Raw genomic sequence first — 22,233 nt, forward strand, 5'->3', positions numbered from 1 at the left:
AAGTTTGCGCGCAGGGGCAAGGGGCCATCGACACTGTTGGCCTCTTGTTACGCTCAGTCTTGTGTTTTGGGGAAGGCCAGCAACGGTGTTTTCCGGCAGATCGGCTGATCAGGGTCCTCACAGCAGGACTTCACGGTGGCCACACCGGGGCCGTAAATGGTCGTCCATTGCTCACGCGTCATCCCGTGATTGGGGGGCATGCCGTGGCTAAGAGGGAATTGCTGTGCCAGTTCATCCGCGCCATCAGGTGCGGTTCCTGTCATCCAGTCGGTCAGGTTTCCGCAGGTGTCGTGCAGGCCGATACGGTGGCAGCCCGTACAGGTGCTGTCACGCGGGTTCATAACCTCGGTCGGCCAATCTGCAAACCAATCCTTTTCGGTGTCCACATGGTAATAGGGACCAAAGGGGTTTTCGGGGATGATCGACCAGACCTGCCCCACGAAGGGCGAGTACATAAAAGGATCATTGTCGTGGCAGTTGCCACAGCCTTCAGACACCAGACCCTCGGGATCGATCCAGGGGAAGGGTGCCGCGGCATCGGTGGGTGAAGGGACGGCTGACCCGTCCACCGGCGCGTCGTCTTGTTTTGCGGCCCACCAGCAGGTGGCGCCCGTGTTGGGGTCATGGGCAATGACGTCGATTTCGTCGAACAGCATCGAATCTGCGTGTCGGATGTGTTTCTGCCGGCACATGACGGCGACCTGCGTGCTCTCGGTCGACAGGTCCAGAATGCGCGAATAGGGAATGCATTGTCCGACGTCGCCATTGTCATTGGGCAGCAGGCCAGGGCGGTCACAGGTGATTCCGGGTTCGAAATTGTCGAACGTGATCTCTTGCCCGTTCTGGGTGACGGGAACCGGGGTTCCGTCGGCGCAGGAAAACGCCGGGATTGTGCCAAGCGCATTGAAGCAGGCTTTGACATAGTCCGCGTGATCGTCGTCGGCAAAGACAGTGACAGGCAGCAGGGACAGGATCAGGGCAAGTCTTTTCATTGCTGCGCCTCCAACTGAGCTTGGGCTGTGGCTTTCAGCGCTTCGAAATACCGGACATAGCCGGTGCAGCGGCAGATATGATCGCCGATGGCATCATGAATGGCCTCATCCAAGGCCTCCTCGGTGATGGATGTCTGCGTTGCCAGCCAATCCAGAAACACCTTCGACGCCATGACAAAGCCCGGCGCGCAATACCCGCATTGGAACGAGAAGTTCTTCAGAAACGCCTCTTGGATTGGCAGCAGCCCGTCCTTTGGCGTTGCGCCTTCGATTGTGGTGATTTGGGTTCCGTTGATCTGGCCCAAAGATGTTTTACAGCTGATTATGGCTGAGGCTGCATTCGACGGCGGCTTGAACACTTCGACCGTGCAGGCCCGGCAAACACCGATTCCACAGCATAGTTTGCTGCCGGTTAGATTCAGATCATCATGCAGATAGTCCAAAAGCTTGTCATCCGCGCGGGCTTCGCTGACTTCCTTCAGCTTTCCGTTGACCGAGAAGGTAATCATTTGCTCAGTCCTTTCAGGATTTTGTGCGGTGTAATCGGCAACGAGGTGTAGCGCACGCCAACGGCGTCTTTCAGCGCGTTTGAAATCGCGGGGGAGATGGAACACATCACCGCCTCGGCAATGCCGCGGCCGGATTTCTTGTCGCCTTCGCTTTCGGGCAGAACGATCAGTTCCTGCGCGCGCCCAAGCGGATCGAAGCGCGTGTTCAATGGCACGTCCATCGCGTGGGCCACGTGGTACCTGTTCAAGTTCCACGTCCCATCGGCGGGGCCCTCCATACCAGGCGGCATATCCTCTAACAGCGTGTAACTGATCGCCATGGCGACGCCACCTTGGCTTTGACCCGAAACCAGTTCTGGCACATGCACGCGACCTGCATTCAGAACGCTGAGGACATTTTCGATCTGCACGTGGCCGTTCGTTGTATCGACGGTCACGCCGACCACATTCACGCAAGGCGCCCAGACCGTGCGTGAATATCGTGCAGAATGGGCGTCCGGCCCGGTCGTGTTCAAGCGCGACAGCTGCCGTGGCGAACCGCCGGTCCCATAGGTTGCTAGGCTGTCCAGTTGCAGGCGAATGGTCCCCGTTGGCAGGGCATAGTCCGCCTCGGCCCAGCTTCCTTGGAAATAAGCGTGACCAAGGGTGCCGGTTGGCAGGCCATTTTCGTGAATAAAGTAGGCCAGATCAGCCAGTGGAATAGGGTCGGCTTCGGTTGTTTCCAAAACCAGTAGCCCGTTGTTCCACATCACATCATCGGCGGTCAGATCGGGCAGGCCCCAAAGGTCTCGAGCCGCTGGCAAGATCGACAATTCGAACAAGGCGCGTGCGGTTTGTTGGACAACATGCACTTGATGCAATGCGGTCAGGCAAGCCGAAGAAGAGCCCACGCCCTTGGCCGTCCATGTCGGGTCGGCCCAACGTTCGGTGCTGTTGCTGTTGGTCTGCAGGCCGGTTTGCCCAAAGAGCGTATAGCACCCCATGTCCACGCTTTGCGCATTGGCCCCAAGGATGTCGCCGATCACCACGCCCAAGGTCGTGGCAGATCCGTTACCCATGTCGACCGCATCTGATTCCACTGACAACGTGCCGTCTGCCGCCATATGCACCGCCGCGACCATCCCGTCGCCCGAAGTGCCATAGGCCTGAAGCGACATGGCCAGTCCGGTACCATAGACCTTGCCTTCTTCAGCAAAGCCAAGCTTGATCAACTCGCGGTCGGCCCAAAGAGGATGTGCTTCGGCGATTTCCAGCATCTCGGTCAGGCGCAACTCTTGATCCATAGGGCCGCCGACCACCGTCGTGTCGCCCTCGCGTATCACATTGGCCAGCCGTAGCTGTATCGGGTCCCAATCCAGCTCTCGCGCTACATCGTCCAGCGCTGTTTCAATTGCGAAGAAAGCCTGAGGTCCGCCGAAGCCACGTTGCGAGCCGCCAGAGATGTTTCCCGAATGATAGGCCTGCGCATAGATGTTCGCCATGTCGCAAGTATAGGCCCCGCCCGCGCAAAGCCCCGCCAAATTGGCGACATATGGGCTGAGGTTTTTACGCCCGCCACCGTCGAAATCCAACGTCATTTCAATGTTTTGAAGGTTCATGTCGGGGGTCAAGGCGATTTGCCCCGTGCCCGTCGCCGCGTGTCGTTTCAGACCCACGCGGAACTGTTCGAAACGATCGTATTCCAAGCGTAGCGGGACATAGGTTTTCTGACCTTCGGCATCTTCATCATAGGAAAAGGCTGAAGCCAGACCCAGCATCAGCGAGAAGGGTGACTTATCACGCCCACCGAACCCACCACCGGGATAACAGCTGGTCAGGGTAACCGCATCCAGCTTGTAAGGCGCGTCTTCCGAGTCATTGAACATGGACAGGATGCTATCGACGTCATGGTCCGGCGACTGGGTGCCCAGTACCAGATGCAGCGTCTTTTCAGTGGATGTGACGTGGTGAAAGGCCAGCCCGGCCTCGGGCTCCATGAACATCGGGTCCATCGCCTGCATGTCGCAGGTGAAGTTGTGCTTGATCAGATCGGGCATGCTGGACAGGCGATTCTCGATCTGGTGACGCACCTTTTCAACTTCCGCCATATAGCGCTTGTCGTCGTCGAAGGCGGCATAGCTGAAGTTTTCGCCTTCGGCGTTGAATTTCACATATGTCGTCTCGGGCTGAAACGGCTTGCGCAGTGGCGGCAAGGGGCCATCAGGCGCGGCATAGACCTGAAAATCGGCGTCTTTGAATTGCATCGCGCGCTTTGCCTCGCGATAGCTGGCTACGTCGTCAAAGACCAAAAGTGCCACCGCCTGACCCAGAAAATCCGGAACTTTTCCGGGTTGCACGATCAGGTCGAACAAAACAGCGTCCGGATGGTCAAAAGAGCTGTCGCTAGGGCCGGAACTCAGGCTTTCCCTGATCCTCTCATCCATGTGCAGGTCGCGGTCGATCGGGATGTTCGGGTTCAACAACGAGCGATCTAACATGTCGCCATAGACCAGCCTTGCGGACCGTGCTGCCGGGGGCAAGTTGGTCAGCCCCACAAAGCGTTGGTCGGTGTGCAAGGCCCGCAGATACATTGCGTATTTCTGAGTTTTCGGCCACGGCGCGCCCATGTCCCGGGCATAGAAGTCGCGCGCATAAACCTTCTTTCCGGCGACTTTGGCAAACCCGTCGATCCGCTGCGACGCGATGCCGGGAATACTGGACCCATCGGTGCCGACCTGTCCCGTGCCACGGCTATTGGCCAATGCCGGGACACCCAGAACTGACACGGCGACCATTCCGCTCGCAGATTTCAAGAATCTACGACGGCTCATTTGGGTGAATGTCATTTTTTACCCGCTCCCTGCAGCGTTTTCCCCCTCTAACCCGCACATGCGTCAGGTGGTGTCGACTATGCGACAAAATCGCAAAAGTTGTGCGCGGGGATGCAGGTCGGGTTGGTTTAACGCTGGCGCTGTTGCGCAGGGGCAACGGGCAAGTGGATCAGAATTTCGGACGAATGTCCGGCAGTTCCAGCTCTCCGACCAGATCGCGCAGCTCTTGCCGGGCTGCGACGTTGGACAGGTTCAGGCTGCGGATTCCGGCGTCTTTCAGGTCTAACAGGGTAAGACCGTTCAGGAACAGTTCGCGGAATATGACCCGCTCGCTGAAGCCGGGGGCCACGCGGAACCCGATCCGCCGGGCAAGTTTTAACAGCGATTCCCCGACCTTCTTCTTATTGTGCATGTGCTGCGCACCAAGGCGGTTGCGCAAAACGATCCAGTCCATCGGCTTCATGCCCGACTGGGCGCGCAGCTGACGCGCGTTCCAAACCATCTCGGAATAAACGGACGGGCCAAGGATATTGCCGTTAGCAGGATCAATGCGCGCCAGAAGGTCGAAATCGACATAGCTGTCGTTCATCGGCGTCACCAAGGTGTCGGCCAGCGAATGTGCGACCTGACTTAGCCGGGTGTGCGAGCCGGGGCAATCAATCAGCAGGAAATCTACCTGCGGCTTCAATTCTTCGATTGCGCTGTAAAGGCGTTTGTCGAACGGGTTCTCACCAGTTTCCAGTTTCGACTTATCGATCTCTGGCAGGGGCATGTAGATAGGCGTGGGCAGTTTTATCCCTTCGCGTTGGCAATAGGCCTCGCGGTTCTCAATATAGCGCCCAAGACTGCGCTGCCGCAGGTCCAGATCAAGCACGCCAACCCGTTTGCCCAACCGCGCAAGCGCCGTTGAGATATGCATGGACACGGTGGATTTCCCTGCGCCGCCCTTTTCATTGCCCACAACGATAATATGCGCCACGGGGTCACCCTTTTTGTTGTTCTTGTAAAGGTTTACGGGCTGGCACAGCCCTTGGTCCCTGATGTCTTAGCAAATGGTCGGCCAAGGTCGAGAGGCAGGCTTGGTTTTGTCGCCTGCGCCCCCGAACAAATGAAAACCGAGGGATTTCAGCCACACTTCGACTGGCCACAACTGCCGCAAGTCATGCAGCCTTCGATCATGCGCATGTCGTAGGATCCGCAAGAGGGGCAGGCCGGCCCACGCGGCCGTTCACCCACCACCTGTGCTTCGATATGTGGGTCGGATTTCAGGCCCATGCCTTCCCCTTCGATGAAGCCGATGTTGACGAGGTGACGCTCGATCACGCCACCGATTGCGGCCAGGATCGACGGCACATATTTGCCCTGCATCCAGGCCCCGCCACGCGGGTCGAACACGGCCTTCAACTCTTCCACGACGAAGGACACATCGCCTCCGCGACGGAACACGGCCGAAATCATCCGGGTCAGGGCCACTGTCCAGGCGTAATGCTCCATGTTCTTGGAGTTGATGAAGACTTCGAAGGGCCGGCGGTTGCCGTTCATCACCACGTCATTGACGGTGATGTAGATGGCATGTTCGCTGTCGGGCCACTTCAGCTTGTAAGTGTGACCTTCCAAGGACTGAGGCCGGTCCAGCGGCTCGCTGATATAGACCACATCAGCCCCGCTATCAGTTTCGGGCACTTTTTCAGAGCTTTCACTGACCGTCAGAACCGACCCGGTCACATCGTTCGGGCGATAGGTGGTGCAGCCTTTGCAGCCCGTGTCCCAAGCTTCCATATAGACGTCCTTGAACGCTTCAAAGCTGATGTCCTCGGGGCAGTTGATCGTCTTGGAAATGCTCGAGTCGATCCACTTCTGCGCAGCTGCCTGCATCCGCACATGATCCAGCGGTGCCAGCGTCTGAGCATTCACGAAATGATCGGGCAGGGGGGTGTCACCAAACTTGTCGCGCCACATCTGCACGGCATAGTCGACAACCTCTTCTTCGGTGCGCGAGCCATCCTTCTGCAAGACTTTACGCGTGTAGGAATAGGCGAAGACCGGCTCGATCCCCGAGCTGACATTTCCAGCATAAAGGCTGATCGTCCCGGTGGGCGCGATTGAGGTCAGCAGCGCGTTGCGTATACCATGCTCGGCGATCTCGGCGCGGACGTCTTCATCCATCTGCTGCATATGGCCTGTGGCCAGATACTTCTTGGCATCGAACAACGGGAAGGCGCCTTTCTCCTTCGCCAATTGCACCGACGCCAGATAGGCAGCGCGGGCGATCCGGTGCAACCAGCGTTCGGTCTGACGCGCTGCTTCCTCAGAGCCATAGCGCAGCCCGACCATCAAAAGCGCATCGGCCAGACCTGTGACGCCCAAGCCGATCCGCCGCTTGTTCGCGGCCTCTTCGGCCTGCTGCGGCAGCGGGAAGCGCGAGGCATCCACCACGTTGTCCATCATCCGCACGGCTGTCGCGACCAGTTCTTCCAGCTGACCCTCATCCAGATCAGCGCCATCTTCGAATGGGTCCTTCACCAACCGCGCTAGGTTGATCGAGCCCAACAGGCACGCCCCATAGGGCGGCAGGGGTTGCTCGCCACAGGGGTTCGTCGCCGCGATCTCCTCACAGTAGGACAGGTTGTTCATCTGGTTGATGCGGTCGATGAAGATCACACCGGGTTCGGCATAGTCGTAGGTCCCGCGCATGATCTTGTTCCAAAGATCACGCGCTTCGACCGTGTGGTAGACCTTGCCGTCAAACACCAGATCCCAGCTTTTGTCGGCCTTCACAGCCTCCATGAACGGATCGGTCACCAGCACCGAGACGTTGAAATTCCGCAGCCGCGCGGGGTCTTCCTTAGCGGTAATGAAATCCTCGATATCGGGATGGTCACAGCGCATTGTCGCCATCATAGCGCCGCGACGCGATCCGGCCGACATGATGGTTCGGCACATCGCATCCCAGACATCCATGAACGACAGCGGGCCCGAGGCATCCGCAGCCACCCCGGTGACCGAAGCTCCCTTGGGCCGGATTGTCGAGAAGTCATAACCGATACCGCCACCCTGCTGCATGGTCAGGGCGGCTTCTTTCAGCATGTCGAAAATTCCGCCCATGCTGTCGGGCACTGTCCCCATGACAAAGCAGTTGAACAGGGTCACGCTGCGATCGGTGCCCGCACCGGCCGTGATCCGGCCCGCGGGCAGGTATTTGAAATCCTCCAGCGCGGCATAGAAACGTTCTTCCCAGACCGCGGGTTCTGCTTCGACTTCGGCCAGCGCGCGCGCGATCCGGCGCCAGCTGTCCTCGACCGTCAGATCGATGGGTGTCCCGTCAGCCTCTTTCAGGCGGTACTTCATGTCCCAAATTTGCTCGGCAATCGGGGCGGCAAAGCGTGTCATCAACGGATCCTTGGTCATTTTAGCAGGGCTTCTCACCATACGCGGGGTGCGGGGTTGCCGCAACAATCTTCGTCAACAATTAGGTTGGATGCGCGTCAGGGCCACTCTATGTTGCGGCGCATGGGAAATTCGGCTCACATCAATCTGGTCAAGCTTTGTGTCGGCGCGCAACAGGTCGAGGACCTGACCCGCTGGCAGGCCCAACGCATGGCCTCTGGGTTTTATGACCAACCCGTCCACGTGACCCGTATGCGCCCAAAAAAAGAGGCCGAATTGCTGGCCGGAGGCTCCCTTTACTGGGTCTTTAAGGGCGTCATTCTAGCCCGCCAGCGTGTTGTGCGGCTTGACGAGGTTCGGGGTGAAGATGGCGTCCTGCGCTGCGGTATCGTTTTGGACCCGGATATTATCCGCACTGAACCCGCCCCTCGCCGCGCCTTTCAGGGCTGGCGTTACCTGACACCAGAAGATGCACCGCGTGATTTGCCGGCGTCTCGCGGCTTCGAAGAGGAGCTGCCCGAGACGCTAGCCAGGGCTCTATCGGACATTGGCCTGCGCTGAGCAGGGTTCCAAACCTCAAATTTTGGGAAATTAGGGAAGTCCGCAGGGCAGTGCGGGTCATTCCGATATCGAGATTTTCGTGAATTAGTGACTCTTGGAATGTTTTCCCAATCGAGGCGAGTTTTCAGGAATTTCCCCCAATCGGCACGCGTTGACATTCCGCGCGAGGGGACCGATTTCCTCAGCTGACTGGAAGGAATGGAAAAATGTTGCTCGAACAGTATGACTGGGGCCTCGAAGCCCGCACGCTACAGATCATTTTTGCCCTGGTACTGGGTGTAGTTTTGGGGATTGCCGCCCAAATCTCACGCTTCTGCCTGCGCCGTGCCGTTGACCGTAATTCGAGCGATCGTGGTCAAGCGGGTGCGGTATGGCTTACAGCCCTTGCGACTGCGATTGTTGGTTTTCAGGTCGCCTCTGCCAATGGCCTCGTAAACGTTGAAGGGCACCGTTACCTCGACACCGGTCTGCCGGTTCTTGCCATCCTGATAGGCGGCCTTGCCTTCGGTGTCGGTATGATCCTGACCCGCGGTTGTGCCTCGCGCCTGACCGTTTTGGCGGCCACCGGCAACCTGCGCGCGGTTTCGGTTCTGGTGATTTTTGCCATTGTGGCGCACGCCACGCTCAAAGGTGTGTTTGCACCGTTGCGGACCTCGTTGGGCGCAATCACCGCCGAGCTTCCGGTTGGTAGTTTGGCCGAGGTTCCGTTTGGCACAGCCAGTGCTTCGGCTCTTGCCGTTTTGGCGGCAGGCTTTCTGTTTTATCGCCACCGTCCCGCGCTGACGCATGTCGCGCTTGGCATCGTGATTGGCCTTGTTCCAGTTTTTGGCTGGGCGACAACCAGCGTTCTGCTGTTTGACGAGTTCGACCCGCTTGCGGTTCAGTCTGCGGCCTTCACCCTGCCTTGGACCGAAACCCTGTTCTGGACCATCGCTTCGACCGCTTTGCCTGCCGGTTTCGGCACAGGCCTGATCGGTGGCGTTCTTCTGGGCAGTTTCCTAAGCGCCGCAGTTCGTAAAGAGCTGAAACTGGAAAGCTTCGAAAGCCCGGCCCAAACGGTCCGCTATGCGCTTGGGGCAGTTCTGATGGGCTTTGGTGGTGTTCTGGCCGGTGGCTGCACCATCGGTGCGGGGCTCAGCGGCAGCGCAACCCTTAGCATTGCGGCCCTTCTGGCTTTGGCCAGCATTACTGTCGGTGCCACAGTTGCTTCACGCGTTACCGAGCAAGGCCCCCGCCTAGTCGCGGCCTGATCGCTAGAAGTCTGAAAGTTGAAGCGTTCGCTGTTCCTGACGGCGAACGCTTTTCTCATACCCGTTTCCGCGCCTTCAGGGCTGCAGAAATCGTTCCGTCATCCAGATAGTCCAACTCTCCACCGATCGGCACGCCCTGCGCCAAAGAGGTGACCGCGACCCGGTCTTCCAGTTGATCGGCAATGTAATGCGCTGTGGTCTGCCCGTCGACGGTGGCGTTCAGGGCCAGAATCACCTCTGACACGCCTTCGGCATCCACTCTGGCTATCAGGCGCGGGATGCCCAGATCCTCGGGCCCGACCCCATCCAAAGCTGACAGGGTGCCGCCCAGAACATGATAACGGCCTTTGAACACTGCGCCGCGCTCCATGGCCCAAAGGTCGGCCACGTCTTCGACGACGCAAATCTCGCCGGTCTGGCGCTTGGGGTCGCGGCAGATCTCGCATTCATCTGTGGTCCCGATATTGCCGCAAGTCACGCATTCGCGCGCTGTGGCGGCGACGATCTGCATGACGTCGGCCAGCGGCGTCAGCAGCAGTTCACGTTTTTTGATCAGGTGCAGTACCGCGCGACGCGCCGATCGGGGGCCAAGCCCGGGCAGCTTGGCCATCATCTCGATCAGCATCTCGATGTCGCGCGGGCTGTTCATGCGCTTTAAAAGGGCAGCTTCATATCCGCCGGCAGACCCATCTCGCCGGTCAGCTTCTGCATCTCTTCGGCGCTACGCTCTTTCGCGCGTTCCTGAGCGTCCTTGATCGCGGCAAGGATCAGATCCTCGGCGACTTCCTTTTCAGAGGGCACAAAGATCGACGGATCGATCTCAAGGCCAGTCAATTCGCCTTTTGCAGTGGCCGTGGCCTTTACCAGACCTGCGCCGCTTTCTCCGGTGACAGTGATCGTGTTCAGCTCTTCCTGCAGCTCAACCATCTTGGTCTGCATTTCCTGAGCTTTCTTCATCATGCCGGCCATATCGCCAAGCGCGCCCAAACCCTTCAGCATCGGGGTATCTCCTTAGTCTTCCTCGAACGGATCCCATTCATCCTCGACCTCGGGAAGCGCATCTACAGCCGCTTCCAAAGCGATGGATTCGGGGGTCCTGATATCTGTGATCTTCGCCTTCGGAAAGGCATCAAAAACAGCCTTCACCAAAGGATGTTCCTTTGCAGTGGCCTCTAGCGCCAAGCGATCTGCGTCGCGTTCTTCAGCGATGGTCTTGCCACCGCCTTCCGCCACGACCGACACAGCCCAACGGGCTCCGGTCCAGCCCTGCAGCTTTTGCCCCAACCGCGCGGCCAGATCCCGTGGCGCCGAATTTGTCGGTTCGAACTCGATCCGACCGGGAGAGTAACTGACCAACCGCAGGCAAGTTTCCACCTCGACCAAAAGCTTCACGTCCCGATTGGTGCGGATCAGCTCGACCACCTGATCGAACCGCGCATAGCGGGCCAAAGCATTTTCTGTCGCGGTGGCTAAAGCTGTTACCGCCCCGGAAGACGAGGCGCGCGGTCCACCACCTGCCGGGGGAGAGGCGATAGCCGAGCCCCCCCCGCCCGCCGCAGGCGCGGACGTTCCGGCGAAGCCGGGGCGGCCTCCTCCCCCACCATTCGGCGCAGGGGGCGGCGGCGTATCTTGCAGCTTCTTCACCAGCTCTTCGGGTGAGGGCAAGGTCGACACATGGGTCAGCCGGATGATCGCCATCTCGGCGGCCATCATCGCGTTCGGCGCTTGGGCCACTTCTTCCAAAGCCTTCAACAACATCTGCCACATACGCGTCATCGCGCGCATCGGCAGTTCGGCTGCCATCGCCTGCCCACGAGACCGTTCGTCCGGGCTGATCGTCGGATCCTCGATAGCCTCTGGGGTGATCTTGATGACGGAAATCCAATGGGTGATCTCGGCCAGATCGCGCAGCACGGCCATCGGGTCGGCCCCGTCGGCATATTGCGCAGCCAATTCGTGCAAGGCACCAGCCGCATCGCCCTTCATGATCAAATCGAACAGGTCCAGTACCCGGCCCCGGTCCGCCAGACCCAGCATTGCGCGGACCTGATCCGCCGTAGTCTCGCCAGCGCCATGCGAAATTGCCTGATCCAGCAAAGAGGTCGCATCACGAGCCGATCCTTCGGCTGCGCGCGTGATCAGCGCCAGTGCGTCATCGGCAATCTCGGCCCCCTCGGCCGTTGCGATTTTGCGCATCAGGCCGATCATGTCTTCGGGTTCGATCCGGCGAAGGTCGAAACGCTGGCAGCGCGACAGCACTGTCACCGGCACTTTGCGGATTTCCGTGGTCGCGAAGATAAACTTCACATGCGCGGGCGGCTCTTCAAGCGTCTTCAGCAGCGCGTTGAACGCGCTGGTGGACAGCATGTGAACCTCGTCGATGATGTAAATCTTATAGCGGGCCGAGGCCGCACGGTAATGCACCGACTCGATGATCTCGCGGATATCGCCAACCCCGGTGCGCGAGGCCGCGTCCATCTCCATCACGTCGACATGACGCCCTTCGGCAATCGCCACACAATGTTCGCATTCGCCACAAGGTTCGGTCGTCGGGCCACCGTTTCCATCCGGCCCGACGCAGTTCATGCCTTTGGAAATAATCCGCGCGGTCGTGGTCTTCCCGGTACCGCGTATGCCGGTCATGATGAAGGCCTGCGCAATCCGGTCGGCTTCAAACGCGTTTTTCAGCGTGCGGACCATCGCTTCCTGGCCGACCAAATCGGCAAAGGTCTCGGGCCGGTATTTCCGGGCTAGGACTTGGTAACCGCTGTCGGGTGTTTCGGACATGAGGCCTCTGATCTTGGGTCTTCGGCACGTTAAGAGATGCGGGCTTTGAGGTCCAGCGCGACTCCGAGCAAATTCGCGCGAACGGCCTCTCAACATGGTTGGCAAATTCACGAGGCGCTGTTTCTATGCGGCAAACCGATGGAGGCGCAGATGTCCGGCACAGTTCAATTTTCGTGCAAATGCGGGAAGGTTTCAGGGCGGGTTGCGGATGTGACCGCGAAGAATTCAGTGCGGCTAGCCTGTTCGTGCAAACATTGCCGGGCTTTCGCTGCGTATTTGGGCGATGCAGAGCGATCGTTCCAAAACGACTACGTTCAACTGATGCAAACTCAGCCGTGGATGATCTCTTTCGAATCCGGCAAGGAGTACCTAAGAAATCTGCGCCTGACCGCGAAAGGGCCGTTGCGTTGGTACGCCAGCTGCTGTGACACGCCCCTATGCAACACGTTACCCCGGCGGTTCCCGCCGTTTGTCAGCATCTTGGTCGCGAATTTCGCCCGTCAGGATGATTTGCCGCCGGTGACATTTCATGCGTTCTGCGACCATCTGCCAGAGGATCAGCGCGTGGCCCCCAGTGGCAGTAGCGCTTTTAGGAAGTTTGTTCTCCAATTTTTGTGGCGTGTGGTGCAGGGATTGCCCTTCCGTTTCAGGCAAAACCCGTTCTTCGATGAAAAAGGGGTGGCAATTTCTGACACGGTGCCCTTGGATCCACTGCGCAAATCCGCCGCGTATCAGGCCTAGCCAGCTGTCAATTGGCCCCGGCAATTGGCGAAGCGAGAGATGGGCGTTTCTGCCGTGTCGACCGGCAGAGTTTCGACATACCCGTCCACACCGATCTTGAACGGCGCGCCATAGGCTGCAGCGACCGCAAAGTTGTTCATGATGTCATCCAGCATCGCTTCGGTCACGAAGACTGTCAGGGACCCTGCGTCGACGGTTTTGGCTGGATCGGTATAGAAGTTGTTACCTGAGAAATAGAACTCGATCGCCGGAGCGTCTGCTAGATCCTGAAATTTGGCTGACGCCAAAGAGATCGCCGAATATTTGGCCGTGGCATAGAAGTTCAGCGTCAGTGGCGCGCCTTCGATCCACAAGGCGCAAAAGGTCTGGCCATTTTGCTCGGCGGGTTCGTTGGTCGAGGTCCATCTGGGGTCTGCTGCCACCGCAGGGGTGGCCAGAAAGCATGTCGCGAAAAAGAGATTTCGAAACATCCGGCAGCTCCTCCCAAAACGTGCTGGACTAGGTGAGAGGCTGGACAACGACCCAAACGGGACTCGTTACGGCTGCTTCCTTCCGGACCTGACCGGGTTGGCGAGGCGTTTGCCCGCGCCAACCTCTCGAGGCTTTACATAAGCGCGATGCCCCGGATTCGCAAGAGAGGGGCGGCCATTCAGCCCTGCCGTGCGCGCATAGCAGCCTTGGCCCCGATTTCGCTGACAACAACTGCTGACGTGGAAGAGCCAAAAAGGCGGCCCGCGATGGGGCTGCCGACGGGTAATACGGGCTCTTACCTACAGCTGGATTCGGAAACGCGCGAACCCATCGGGCTGTTCTCCGACGGGCTCGATGGTCACGCCTGGGACCTTGTCGGCATAGTCTGCCGCTTTCGGCCCGGTATCGAAAAGAACCGAGGTGCCAGGCATCGGCGCGAAGGTCCAGTTGGCGTCTGCCTGCGGGCTGATTGTGCCCTGTTCCACGATATAGCGGACGATAACGTCGCGGTTGGTATCTGGGGCTTCGAACACCACAGTATCACCCATCGCACCGGGGAAGGACCCGCCGCCGCCTGCACGATAATTGTTCGTGGCGACGATGAACTCCATCTCATCGGTAACGGGTTGCCCGTTGTAGGTCAGGTTGACGATACGGGTGGCGGCCTCATCGACAAGCTCGCCTTTTGGCGCAAAGCGCGAGGGCTGCGTCAGGTCAATCTGGTACTGCACCCCGTCGATCACATCGAAGTTGTAGCTGGGGAAGCTGGGGTTAAGCAGTATTTGGTCAGGCTTGCCTGCCTCGATCTGGTTGAACATGCCGGCAGAGCGTTCCAGCCAACCCTTCAGCTGTTTGCCCGTGATGCGAACTGCGCGGGCGGTGTTGGGATAAAGGTACAGGTCCGCCACGTTCTTGATTGCCACGTCACCTACGGGCACGTCGGTGTAATACTCTGGCCCACCACGACCACCCGCCTTGAAGGGCGCAGCGGCAGACAGGATTGGCAGTCCTTCGTGCTCTGTCCCCTTCAGCATCTGTTCGATGTACCATTTCTGTGCGATCGAGACGATCTGGACCGACGGGTCATCTGCCACCAGCGCGAAATAGCTGTGCAGCGGCGTATCGGTCTTGCCGACGGCACGACGAACGTAAGCGAGCGTTTCGTCGTGCTCTTTCTGGACCGAGGCCAGAACCTCTGCGTCGCTATCAACCAGTGCCGTGATCGAACGGTCTTCATTCCGCTTGGAAATCGGACGCAAAGCGCTTTCGTGGCCCAGAACACGCCATTCGCCGCCCTCGTAGGTCAGCATCAGGTCGATGACACCCAGATGCGAACCCCAAAAGCCGCCCATGACCGCGGGCTTCCCGTGGATCGTGCCTTTCTCGGCGTCGACGCCCGCCATGTCTTTGAAGGCGGGGCCGGGGAAGGGCAGGTGGCTGTGACCGGTCAGGATCGCATCGATCCCGTCGATCTGGGCCAGCGGGACGGAGGCATTCTCCATCATGTCGGTCATCTTGGCCGAGCCGATGCCAGAGTGGGACAAAGCGATAATAATGTCCGCGCCTTCCTCTTTCATCTGTGGAACATAGGCTTTGGCGGTCGCAACGATATCACGGGCGATGACGTTGCCCTCAAGGTGACGTCGGTCCCAACTCATGATTTGCGGGGGGACAAAGCCGATCAGGCCGATCTTGATCCGATGCTTGGTGCCGGATCCATCCGTCAGTTCGCGATCAAGCAGCACATAGGGCTTAACAAGGGTTACGTCCTTGGTGGCACTGGCAGCGGCTTCTTTCACCACATTGGCTGACAGCACGGGGAAATTCGCACCGGCCAAAGATTTCATCAGGAAGTCGAGCCCATAGTTGAACTCGTGGTTCCCAAGGGTCGTCGCGTCAAAGCCGACCGCGTTCATGGCCGTGATGACCGGGTGCATGTCGCCTTCCTTCATGCCCCGCTCGTAAGCGATATAGTCGCCCATGGGGTTGCCCTGCAGAAAGTCGCCATTGTCCAGCAGCAACGAGTTCGCCGCCTCTGCGCGGATGGTGCGGATGTGACTTGCTGTTCGCGCCAGACCAACGGTATCGACGGGACGGTCAGAGTAATAATCGTACGGATGCACGTGGACGTGCAGGTCCGTTGTCTCCATGATGCGCAGGTGCGCCTGATTTGAGGCAGCATTAGCAGTGAAAGGGTGCAGCGCGATCAAGGACGCTCCTGAAATTGAGCCGGCCATGAAATGGCGGCGATTTAGGGTGTTTCCAGTAGTGCGGGTCATCTTGGCCTCCTAGAATCAACAACTCCAATCTTACCCGCGAAAGAGGACAGGGAGATAATGTTTCTATACTTTGGCGGAATTTTGTCTAGCGACAAATAAACTTAGGGTTGAGTTCAGGAGAGGTCTGAAGACCTATTTGATGAGTAAGGAATAGAAAATGTCACAATTGGCGTTTCTCGCCTTTGAGGGCGATGGGCTGGACCGGCGCGCAGAGCTTCGGGATGATGCTACGGCTTTGAAAGAAAGCTGGGACAGCGCAAATGTCCTGTTGGTGTGGCGCGGGAAGCCACTGATGGGTGCCGCCTTGGATGAGCACCGCCCCTTGGCATTTGTCGAGGGCTCTCACCCAATGGTGAAGGATCAATTTGATTCGGCAGTGTTTCTCGGAGAGGCGCAATCCCAGTTTTATTTCGCGATTGATTTGTCGAATTGGGAGCCGACCGAGGAAAATTCGACAGAAAACAGCTTTGTCGACAAGAGCGAACAACAACACTCAGGGCTACCCGAAGGTCAGGTCTTTACCGACCTGCGCGCAAACATGCCCCTGTTCACCCCGCGCGATGCAGAAATCGCGGCGACGGCCAAATCCATTCTGGGATGGCAAAGCAGTCACCGGTTCTGCGCGCGCTGTGGACAGGAAAGCAGGGTCGCCCAAGCGGGTTGGAGGCGCGACTGTCCGGCTTGCGGCGGTCAGCATTTCCCTCGGACCGATCCGGTCGTGATCATGCTGGTAACCCATGGCAATTCAGTTCTTTTAGGCCGATCCCCGGATTGGCCCGAGCGTATGTACTCTTTGTTAGCTGGATTCGTAGAGCCCGGCGAAACGATGGAAACAGCGGTGAAGCGCGAAGTGTTCGAGGAGACGGGTGTTGACGTGAAAAACGTTCGCTACGAAGCGTCACAACCTTGGCCATTCGTTTCCTCTTTGATGATCGGATGCGCGGCTGAAGCGGTCTCGACCGATCTTAAGATTGATCCAAATGAAATCGAAGACGCCCTTTGGTTGTCGCGGGAAGAGGTGCTGGATGTCTTTGCAGACCGGCACCCCCTTGTTCGCCCGGTTCGACGGGGACCGATCGCCGGTTTTCTTCTTCAAAACTGGCTTGCAGATCAATTAACTTCGCGCGAATAGGGTGCGGTGTTATCTTGTAACTTGGTCATTGTTTCAAAAATCAGATGAAGTTTTCGACACGCGAAGATATCGCAGCCCCGATCGCTGATGTGTTCGAAGCCCTGACGGACTTCGAAACTTATGAGCGTGCTGCGTTACGCCGCGGTGTGGAAGTCGAGCGGGTCGATGACATTCCGGGTAAAGCTGTTGGTCAGACTTGGCAGGCGGGCTTCAAATTTCGTGGGCGCCACAGAAAATTGACCGCCACAATCACCGATTTTGAAGCGCCGCAGATTGCGGTGGTGGAATCGCGCAGTGATGGGTTGCAAGGCACAGTCACGATTGAGCTTGTGGCCCTTTCGGCCAATGACACGCGCCTTTTCCTTCAGTTCGAGATGCGCCCCAAGAGCTTTACGGCGCGCGTTTTCCTTCAGTCATTGCGCCTGTCAAAGGCCGCACTGAACCGCCGGTTCAAGAATAGCGTCACCAATTATGCCCGCGGGCTAGAGCATCAGTTGCAAACCCACTAGCCGCGTTCAGCGCTTACGGTCGGACGGGTAGACGCCCAGAATCACCAGGTGCGAGGTGAAGTATGCCAGCTCATCCAATGCCAGTTTGACATTCGGATCGTCCGGATGGCCCTCGATATCGGCATAGAACTGGGTGGCCGTGAAGGCGCCGCCAACCATGTAGCTTTCAAGCTTGGTCATGTTCACGCCATTCGTCGCAAAGCCCCCCATCGCCTTGTAAAGTGCCGCGGGAATGTTGCGGACGCGGAAGACGAAGCTGGTGATCATCTTGCCTTCACCGCGTCGGGTCAGGTCAAGATCGGGCGCCATAATCAGAAAGCGCGTTGTGTTGTTGTCGAAGTCTTCGACATGGCGCGCCAGTACATCCAGCCCGTAAATCTCGCCCGCCAGTTCGCTGGCAAGGGCTGCATGTGCGGGGTCATTCCACTCTGCCACGTCGCGGGCAGCGCGCGCGTTATCAGGGCTGACGCGGCCGGCAATGTTGTGTTTGCGTAGGAAACCGGCGCATTGGGGAAGCAACACAAGGTGCGAATGCGCCTCTTTAACGTCTTCCAGCTTGCTGTCTGGAATCCCCAGAAGGTTGATATGAACACGCACGAAGGTTTCGCCGACGATGTGCAGTCCGCTTTCAGGCAGCAGGCGATGGATATCAGCAACGCGGCCATAAGTCGTGTTTTCGACCGGCAGCATGGCCAAATCGGCCTTACCACTGCGCACGGTTTCTACCGTGTCTTCAAAGGTTCTGCAGGGGATGGCCTCTGCGTCTGGATAGGTGTCATGACAGGCCTGATGGGAATAGGCACCAAGCTCTCCCTGGAAGGCAATTTTTTGGGTCATTTGTCTTTCCTGCGTCATTAAGCCCCTTAGCAGAGGTAACTACACCTTGCATAAAGGGGATGGAAGCTTGTAGATACGCGCAAAATTCGGCTTCAATGGAAGAAACGACATGTTCGACACGATGAACCTGACCAAAGTTGTTCTTGGCTTCTGCGGCACCTTCCTGGTGTTCCTGCTTGGTGGCTGGGCAGCTGAACTGATCTACCACACTGGTGGCGGCCATGGCGGCGAAGAGCACGCGCAGGGCTACAAGATTGAAGTCGAAGAATCGGCTGGCGGCGAAGCTGAAGTCGAAGTTGCCTTCGCAGACGTTCTGGCATCCGCTGATGCAGGCAAAGGCGAAAAGGTCTTCGGCAAGTGTAAAGCCTGCCACAAACTGGAAGACGGCGCGAACGCAACCGGCCCGCACCTGTTCGGTGTTGTTGACCGTGCGGTTGGTTCGGCAGCTGGCTACGGCTACTCGGGCAGCCTGGTTGCTGTTGCAGACGTCTGGTCCGCGGACAACCTGAACGCTTTCCTGGAAAACCCGAAGAAATTTGCGCCGGGCACCACCATGGGCTTCTCGGGTCTGAAGAAAATCGAAGATCGTGCCAACCTGGTTGCGTATCTGCAAAGCATCGGCGGCTAATCTAGCCCCTGATCCAAAGAATTTATTGGGCCGTCCCGCTTGGGGCGGCCTTTTCTTTTGGTCTAATCACATAGGCTTTACGTATCTTTTCTTGAAACCCCCATGTCCTGCGCACTAGCTTGAGACAAAGAGGGTTTTACCAGAGGAGACCTCATGCCGAAGACCGTCACCGCGATTGCCGCGACCCGCACTGTGTCTGCAACCGATTTGGTCCTGCGATGGCTCGTCGCGCCGCTAGTGGCGCTTTTGCTTCTGGTTCCCGCTATTCGGGCCGAGACAATCACCGCGCATGGCATCTCGACATTCGGCCAATTGAAATACCCGGCGGATTACCCGCATCTGGATTACGTCAACCCCGACGCCCCGAAAGGCGGAGAGATTTCGGTATGGGCCTTTGGATCTTTTGATTCGATGAACCCTTACTCAATCAAGGGGCGCTCGGGTGGTCTGGCCTCTGTTTTCTTCGAATCTCTTCTGTCAGACACCTCTGATGAGATCGGGTCGTCCTATGGGCTTCTGGCAGAAAGCCTTGAGTACCCAGAGGACCGGTCTTGGGTTATTTTCAACATCCGCCCCGAAGCAAAGTTTTCGGATGGCTCACCGGTTACCGCTGAAGATGTCCGGTTCAGCTATGAGACATTTTTGACCAAAGGGCTGAACAGCTTCCGTGCGCAGCTTTCAAAGAAAGTGAAAGCGGCCGAGGTTCTGGGCCCCAACCAGATCAAGTTCACCTTCAATGAAGGCATTCCAACCCGCGACCTGCCGCAGGACGTGGGCGGACTGCCCGTGTTCTCGAAAGCCCATTACATCGAAAACGGTTTGGATCTTGAGGAAAGCAGCCTGACGCCGATGCTGGGGTCTGGTCCTTACGTTCTGGACCGGATGGAGATTGGCGAAACGCTGGTTTACCGCCGCAACCCCGACTATTGGGGTGTAAACGTGCCATTGATGGTTGGCCGCAACAACTTCGACCGCATCCGGATCGAGTATTACGCGGATTACAACGCCGCGTTCGAGGGTTTCAAAGGTGGCAGCTATACCTTCCGCAATGAGGCATCTTCGAAGATTTGGGCGACCTCATACGATTTCCCCTCTGTCCAGAATGGCACGGTCGTAAAAGCTGAAATCCCGCATGGTAGCAAAGCGACCGGTCAGGCGTTCATCTTCAACCTGCGGCGCGAAAAATTTCAGGACCCACGGGTTCGCGAAGCGATTGGTCTGATGTTCAACTTCGAGTGGTCGAACGAAACGCTTTTCTACGGCCTTTACGATCGGGTGAATTCTTTCTGGGATAACTCGACTTTGGCAGCAACCGGCACCCCAAGTGCGGCCGAGTTGGCTTTGCTTGAACCTTTGAAGGACATGTTGCCCGAGGGCGTTCTGACGGACGAGCCCGTGTCGCAGCATGTGTCGTCTTCCTCTCGACAGTTGGATCGAAAGGCGCTGCGCACGGCGTCGGCCCTGTTGGACGAGGCGGGTTGGATCGTCGGTGACGATGGGATGCGTCGCAATGCGAAAGGCGAGTTGCTGGAAGTGTCCTTCCTGAATGACAGCCAGACCTTCAACCGCCTGATCAACCCGCTTGTCGAAAACCTGAAGCGTCTTGGTGTGGCCGCCGAGCACGAGTTTATCGACAACGCCCAGATGACCAACCGCGAGCGTCCCCCAGCATATGACTTTGATATCGTCACCGGGTTCATGTCGACCTCGTATATTCCGGGCACTGAACTGCGTCAGTACTATGGCTCGGAAACCGCTGACTCTTCGACCTTTAACAAGGCGGGGCTCGCGGACCCTGCGGTGGATGCCCTGATCGAGGAAATCATCAACGCAACCACTCAGGAAGAAATGAACACGGCCATCTCGGCACTGGATCGCGTGTTGCGGGCCATGCGTCCTTGGATTCCTCAGTGGAACAAGAATGCCCATACGGTCGCCTATTACGACATGTACGAATACCCCGACCCGCTGCCGCCTTTTGCCTTGGGCAACCTCGACTTCTGGTGGTACAACGCTGAAAAAGCAGAAAAGCTCAAAGCCTCTGGTGCTTTGAAATAACAACAAGCAGGGCAGGGCACAGATGGGCGCCTATATCCTTCGGCGATTGTTGCTGATCATTCCGACCTTGTTCGGGATCATGGTCATCAATTTTTCGCTGACCCAATTCGTCCCCGGTGGACCGATCGAACAGATCATCGCGCAGCTTGAAGGCTCTGGCGATGTGTTCGAAGGCATTGCCGGTGGTGCCGATGCCGGCGCCGGTGGTGGCGGAGAGGAAGAGGGATATCTGGGCGCGCGCGGTCTGCCGCCAGATTTCATCGAAGAACTGGAAAAGGAATTCGGCTTCGACAAGCCGCCGCTGCAACGTTTCCTGATCATGATGGGCGACTATCTGCGGTTCGATTTCGGCGACAGCTATTTCCGGTCGATCAGTGTGAAAGACCTGATCATCGAGAAGATGCCGGTTTCGATCACCCTTGGCCTGTGGTCGACGTTGATCGCTTATCTGGTGTCGATCCCGCTTGGTATCCGCAAGGCCGTGAAAGACGGCAGTGCGTTTGATACGTGGACCAGCGGGATGATCATCGTCGCCTATGCCATTCCAGGCTTCTTGTTCGCGGTTCTGTTGTTGGTTCTGTTTGCCGGTGGGTCATATTTCCAATGGTTCCCGCTAAGGGGTCTGACGTCGGATAATTGGGATGACCTGTCGGTGCTGGGCAAAGTCGGCGACTATTTCTGGCACATCACGCTGCCGGTGGTGGCCTCGACCATTTCAAGTTTTGCAACACTGACCCTGCTGACGAAGAACTCGTTTCTGGATGAGATCAAGAAGCAGTATGTCATCACCGCCCGCGCCAAAGGCCTGCCGGAACGCCGGGTGCTGTACGGCCATGTTTTCCGCAACGCGATGCTGATCGTGATCGCGGGCTTCCCCAGCCTTTTCGTTGGCGTCTTCTTCGGCGCATCGATCATCATCGAGACGATTTTCTCGCTGGATGGCCTTGGCCGTCTGGGGTTCGAGGCCGCCGTGGCCCGCGATTATCCCGTGATCTTCGGAACGCTTTTCGTCTTTGGTCTGATCGGCCTTGTTGTCGGTATCCTGTCGGACCTGATGTATGTCTTCGTCGATCCCCGCATCGACTTTGAAAGCCGGGAGACCTGACAGATGTTCAAGCTTTCCCCGCTCAATCAACGCCGCTGGCGAAACTTCAAGCGCAACCGTCGGGCCTTGTGGTCGCTGATAATCTTTGGGCTGCTGTTCGGGCTGTCCTTGTTTGCAGAGCTGATCGCGAATGACCGCCCGATCATGGTGACCTATCAGGGCGAACGGTTCTATCCG

19 protein-coding genes, 1 other RNA gene and 1 pseudogene are annotated in these 22,233 nt (G+C 58.0%); 9 read left to right on the forward strand and 12 right to left on the reverse strand.

Annotated elements, in window-relative coordinates:
- Positions 1-53 precede the first annotated feature (53 nt).
- The 5 genes from CLM58_RS06025 to CLM58_RS06045 all read right to left on the reverse strand — a co-directional run bounded on the left by CLM58_RS06025 (position 54) and on the right by CLM58_RS06045 (position 7,701).
- Positions 54-992 carry a hypothetical protein gene (locus CLM58_RS06025; RefSeq protein ID WP_095595031.1) on the reverse strand — a complete coding sequence of 313 codons (939 nt, stop codon included), beginning with the start codon at positions 990-992 and terminating at the stop codon, positions 54-56.
- The gene (locus tag CLM58_RS06030; RefSeq protein WP_095595032.1) at positions 989-1,501 is read right to left on the reverse strand and encodes a (2Fe-2S)-binding protein; all 513 of its coding nucleotides are present in this window, start codon (positions 1,499-1,501) and stop codon (positions 989-991) included. Before CLM58_RS06030 ends, CLM58_RS06025 begins: the two co-directional genes overlap by 4 nt.
- The gene (locus CLM58_RS06035; protein WP_158221863.1) at positions 1,498-4,311 is read right to left on the reverse strand and encodes a xanthine dehydrogenase family protein molybdopterin-binding subunit; all 2,814 of its coding nucleotides are present in this window, start codon (positions 4,309-4,311) and stop codon (positions 1,498-1,500) included. The genes CLM58_RS06030 and CLM58_RS06035 overlap by 4 nt, the downstream gene beginning before the upstream one ends.
- A 169-nt stretch (positions 4,312-4,480) precedes the next feature.
- Entirely contained in the window at positions 4,481-5,290 is an 810-nt protein-coding gene (locus CLM58_RS06040; protein WP_095595034.1) for a division plane positioning ATPase MipZ, read from the reverse strand.
- 146 nt (positions 5,291-5,436) lie between these two features.
- Positions 5,437-7,701, reverse strand: a complete 2,265-nt coding sequence (locus CLM58_RS06045; RefSeq protein WP_095595218.1) for an adenosylcobalamin-dependent ribonucleoside-diphosphate reductase — start codon at positions 7,699-7,701, stop codon at positions 5,437-5,439.
- A gap of 108 nt (positions 7,702-7,809) precedes the next feature.
- Here CLM58_RS06045 and CLM58_RS06050 point away from each other — a divergent pair, with 108 nt between their 5' ends.
- Both CLM58_RS06050 and CLM58_RS06055 read left to right on the forward strand, forming a co-directional pair.
- A complete protein-coding gene (locus CLM58_RS06050) occupies positions 7,810-8,259 on the forward strand; it encodes a DUF1489 family protein (protein ID WP_229666153.1) in 450 nt (149 codons plus the stop codon).
- A gap of 206 nt (positions 8,260-8,465) precedes the next feature.
- A complete protein-coding gene (locus CLM58_RS06055) occupies positions 8,466-9,509 on the forward strand; it encodes a YeeE/YedE family protein (protein WP_095595035.1) in 1,044 nt (347 codons plus the stop codon).
- 55 nt (positions 9,510-9,564) lie between these two features.
- Here CLM58_RS06055 and recR read toward each other — a convergent pair whose 3' ends face one another.
- From recR to CLM58_RS06070, 3 genes are read right to left on the reverse strand one after another with little or no spacing between them, the layout of a single operon-like run.
- Entirely contained in the window at positions 9,565-10,158 is a 594-nt protein-coding gene (recR, locus tag CLM58_RS06060; protein ID WP_095595036.1) for a recombination mediator RecR, read from the reverse strand.
- A gap of 5 nt (positions 10,159-10,163) precedes the next feature.
- On the reverse strand, positions 10,164-10,508 hold the full coding sequence (locus tag CLM58_RS06065; RefSeq protein WP_095595037.1) for a YbaB/EbfC family nucleoid-associated protein: 345 nt from the start codon (positions 10,506-10,508) through the stop codon (positions 10,164-10,166).
- 12 nt (positions 10,509-10,520) lie between these two features.
- Positions 10,521-12,296, reverse strand: a complete 1,776-nt coding sequence (locus CLM58_RS06070; protein WP_095595038.1) for a DNA polymerase III subunit gamma/tau — start codon at positions 12,294-12,296, stop codon at positions 10,521-10,523.
- Between the two features lie 150 nt (positions 12,297-12,446).
- Between CLM58_RS06070 and CLM58_RS06075 the strand changes: the two genes are divergently transcribed.
- Positions 12,447-13,037, forward strand: coding sequence for a DUF6151 family protein (locus CLM58_RS06075; protein ID WP_143226530.1), 591 nt, complete (start codon positions 12,447-12,449; stop codon positions 13,035-13,037).
- Here the strand turns inward: CLM58_RS06075 and CLM58_RS06080 are convergent.
- The 3 genes from CLM58_RS06080 to CLM58_RS06090 all read right to left on the reverse strand — a co-directional run bounded on the left by CLM58_RS06080 (position 13,034) and on the right by CLM58_RS06090 (position 15,787).
- On the reverse strand, positions 13,034-13,507 hold the full coding sequence (locus tag CLM58_RS06080) for a hypothetical protein (RefSeq protein ID WP_095595040.1): 474 nt from the start codon (positions 13,505-13,507) through the stop codon (positions 13,034-13,036). The genes CLM58_RS06075 and CLM58_RS06080 overlap by 4 nt on opposite strands.
- A 31-nt stretch (positions 13,508-13,538) precedes the next feature.
- Positions 13,539-13,635, reverse strand: an RNA gene (gene ffs / locus CLM58_RS06085) — signal recognition particle sRNA small type.
- Positions 13,636-13,807: 172 nt separating this feature from the next.
- Entirely contained in the window at positions 13,808-15,787 is a 1,980-nt protein-coding gene (locus tag CLM58_RS06090; protein WP_095595041.1) for a bifunctional 2',3'-cyclic-nucleotide 2'-phosphodiesterase/3'-nucleotidase, read from the reverse strand.
- A 157-nt stretch (positions 15,788-15,944) separates the two neighbouring features.
- Between CLM58_RS06090 and nudC the strand changes: the two genes are divergently transcribed.
- Both nudC and CLM58_RS06100 read left to right on the forward strand, forming a co-directional pair.
- Positions 15,945-16,919 (forward strand): NAD(+) diphosphatase, encoded by a 975-nt coding sequence (gene nudC, locus CLM58_RS06095; RefSeq protein WP_095595042.1) that lies wholly within the window; start codon positions 15,945-15,947, stop codon positions 16,917-16,919.
- A gap of 44 nt (positions 16,920-16,963) precedes the next feature.
- Positions 16,964-17,428 (forward strand): SRPBCC family protein, encoded by a 465-nt coding sequence (locus tag CLM58_RS06100; protein ID WP_095595043.1) that lies wholly within the window; start codon positions 16,964-16,966, stop codon positions 17,426-17,428.
- A 6-nt stretch (positions 17,429-17,434) separates the two neighbouring features.
- Here CLM58_RS06100 and CLM58_RS06105 read toward each other — a convergent pair whose 3' ends face one another.
- Positions 17,435-18,265, reverse strand: coding sequence for a prephenate dehydratase (locus CLM58_RS06105; RefSeq protein ID WP_095595220.1), 831 nt, complete (start codon positions 18,263-18,265; stop codon positions 17,435-17,437).
- Positions 18,266-18,374: 109 nt separating this feature from the next.
- Between CLM58_RS06105 and CLM58_RS06110 the strand changes: the two genes are divergently transcribed.
- From CLM58_RS06110 to CLM58_RS17330, 4 genes and pseudogenes are all read left to right on the forward strand, one after another.
- Positions 18,375-18,893, forward strand: a complete 519-nt coding sequence (locus CLM58_RS06110; RefSeq protein WP_095595044.1) for a c-type cytochrome — start codon at positions 18,375-18,377, stop codon at positions 18,891-18,893.
- A 153-nt stretch (positions 18,894-19,046) separates the two neighbouring features.
- Positions 19,047-20,951, forward strand: a complete 1,905-nt coding sequence (locus CLM58_RS06115) for an extracellular solute-binding protein (RefSeq protein WP_095595045.1) — start codon at positions 19,047-19,049, stop codon at positions 20,949-20,951.
- Positions 20,952-20,973: 22 nt separating this feature from the next.
- Positions 20,974-22,056, forward strand: a complete 1,083-nt coding sequence (locus CLM58_RS06120) for a microcin C ABC transporter permease YejB (protein WP_095595046.1) — start codon at positions 20,974-20,976, stop codon at positions 22,054-22,056.
- A gap of 3 nt (positions 22,057-22,059) precedes the next feature.
- A pseudogene (locus tag CLM58_RS17330) lies at positions 22,060-22,233 on the forward strand (ABC transporter permease); the annotation flags it as partial.

Origin of the sequence: Actibacterium pelagium, assembly GCF_002285415.1 — a bacterium.
In the GTDB taxonomy this organism is placed as follows: Bacteria; Pseudomonadota; Alphaproteobacteria; order Rhodobacterales; family Rhodobacteraceae; genus Actibacterium_B; species Actibacterium_B pelagium.

What these genes read in the sequence shown, in the direction of transcription:
- CLM58_RS06090 (WP_095595041.1), bottom strand. Translation starts at nt 15,787, where the DNA reads ATGACCCGCACTACTGGAAACACCCTAAATCGCCGCCATTTCATGGCC.
- CLM58_RS06115 (WP_095595045.1), top strand. Translation starts at nt 19,047, where the DNA reads ATGCCGAAGACCGTCACCGCGATTGCCGCGACCCGCACTGTGTCTGCA.
- CLM58_RS06100 (WP_095595043.1), top strand. Translation starts at nt 16,964, where the DNA reads ATGAAGTTTTCGACACGCGAAGATATCGCAGCCCCGATCGCTGATGTG.
- CLM58_RS06065 (WP_095595037.1), bottom strand. Translation starts at nt 10,508, where the DNA reads ATGCTGAAGGGTTTGGGCGCGCTTGGCGATATGGCCGGCATGATGAAG.
- CLM58_RS06070 (WP_095595038.1), bottom strand. Translation starts at nt 12,296, where the DNA reads ATGTCCGAAACACCCGACAGCGGTTACCAAGTCCTAGCCCGGAAATAC.
- recR (WP_095595036.1), bottom strand. Translation starts at nt 10,158, where the DNA reads ATGAACAGCCCGCGCGACATCGAGATGCTGATCGAGATGATGGCCAAG.
- CLM58_RS06120 (WP_095595046.1), top strand. Translation starts at nt 20,974, where the DNA reads ATGGGCGCCTATATCCTTCGGCGATTGTTGCTGATCATTCCGACCTTG.
- CLM58_RS06030 (WP_095595032.1), bottom strand. Translation starts at nt 1,501, where the DNA reads ATGATTACCTTCTCGGTCAACGGAAAGCTGAAGGAAGTCAGCGAAGCC.
- CLM58_RS06050 (WP_229666153.1), top strand. Translation starts at nt 7,810, where the DNA reads ATGTTGCGGCGCATGGGAAATTCGGCTCACATCAATCTGGTCAAGCTT.
- CLM58_RS06080 (WP_095595040.1), bottom strand. Translation starts at nt 13,507, where the DNA reads ATGTTTCGAAATCTCTTTTTCGCGACATGCTTTCTGGCCACCCCTGCG.
- CLM58_RS06035 (WP_158221863.1), bottom strand. Translation starts at nt 4,311, where the DNA reads ATGAGCCGTCGTAGATTCTTGAAATCTGCGAGCGGAATGGTCGCCGTG.
- CLM58_RS06045 (WP_095595218.1), bottom strand. Translation starts at nt 7,701, where the DNA reads ATGACACGCTTTGCCGCCCCGATTGCCGAGCAAATTTGGGACATGAAG.
- CLM58_RS06075 (WP_143226530.1), top strand. Translation starts at nt 12,447, where the DNA reads ATGTCCGGCACAGTTCAATTTTCGTGCAAATGCGGGAAGGTTTCAGGG.
- CLM58_RS06055 (WP_095595035.1), top strand. Translation starts at nt 8,466, where the DNA reads ATGTTGCTCGAACAGTATGACTGGGGCCTCGAAGCCCGCACGCTACAG.
- CLM58_RS06105 (WP_095595220.1), bottom strand. Translation starts at nt 18,265, where the DNA reads ATGACCCAAAAAATTGCCTTCCAGGGAGAGCTTGGTGCCTATTCCCAT.
- nudC (WP_095595042.1), top strand. Translation starts at nt 15,945, where the DNA reads ATGTCACAATTGGCGTTTCTCGCCTTTGAGGGCGATGGGCTGGACCGG.
- CLM58_RS06110 (WP_095595044.1), top strand. Translation starts at nt 18,375, where the DNA reads ATGTTCGACACGATGAACCTGACCAAAGTTGTTCTTGGCTTCTGCGGC.
- CLM58_RS06025 (WP_095595031.1), bottom strand. Translation starts at nt 992, where the DNA reads ATGAAAAGACTTGCCCTGATCCTGTCCCTGCTGCCTGTCACTGTCTTT.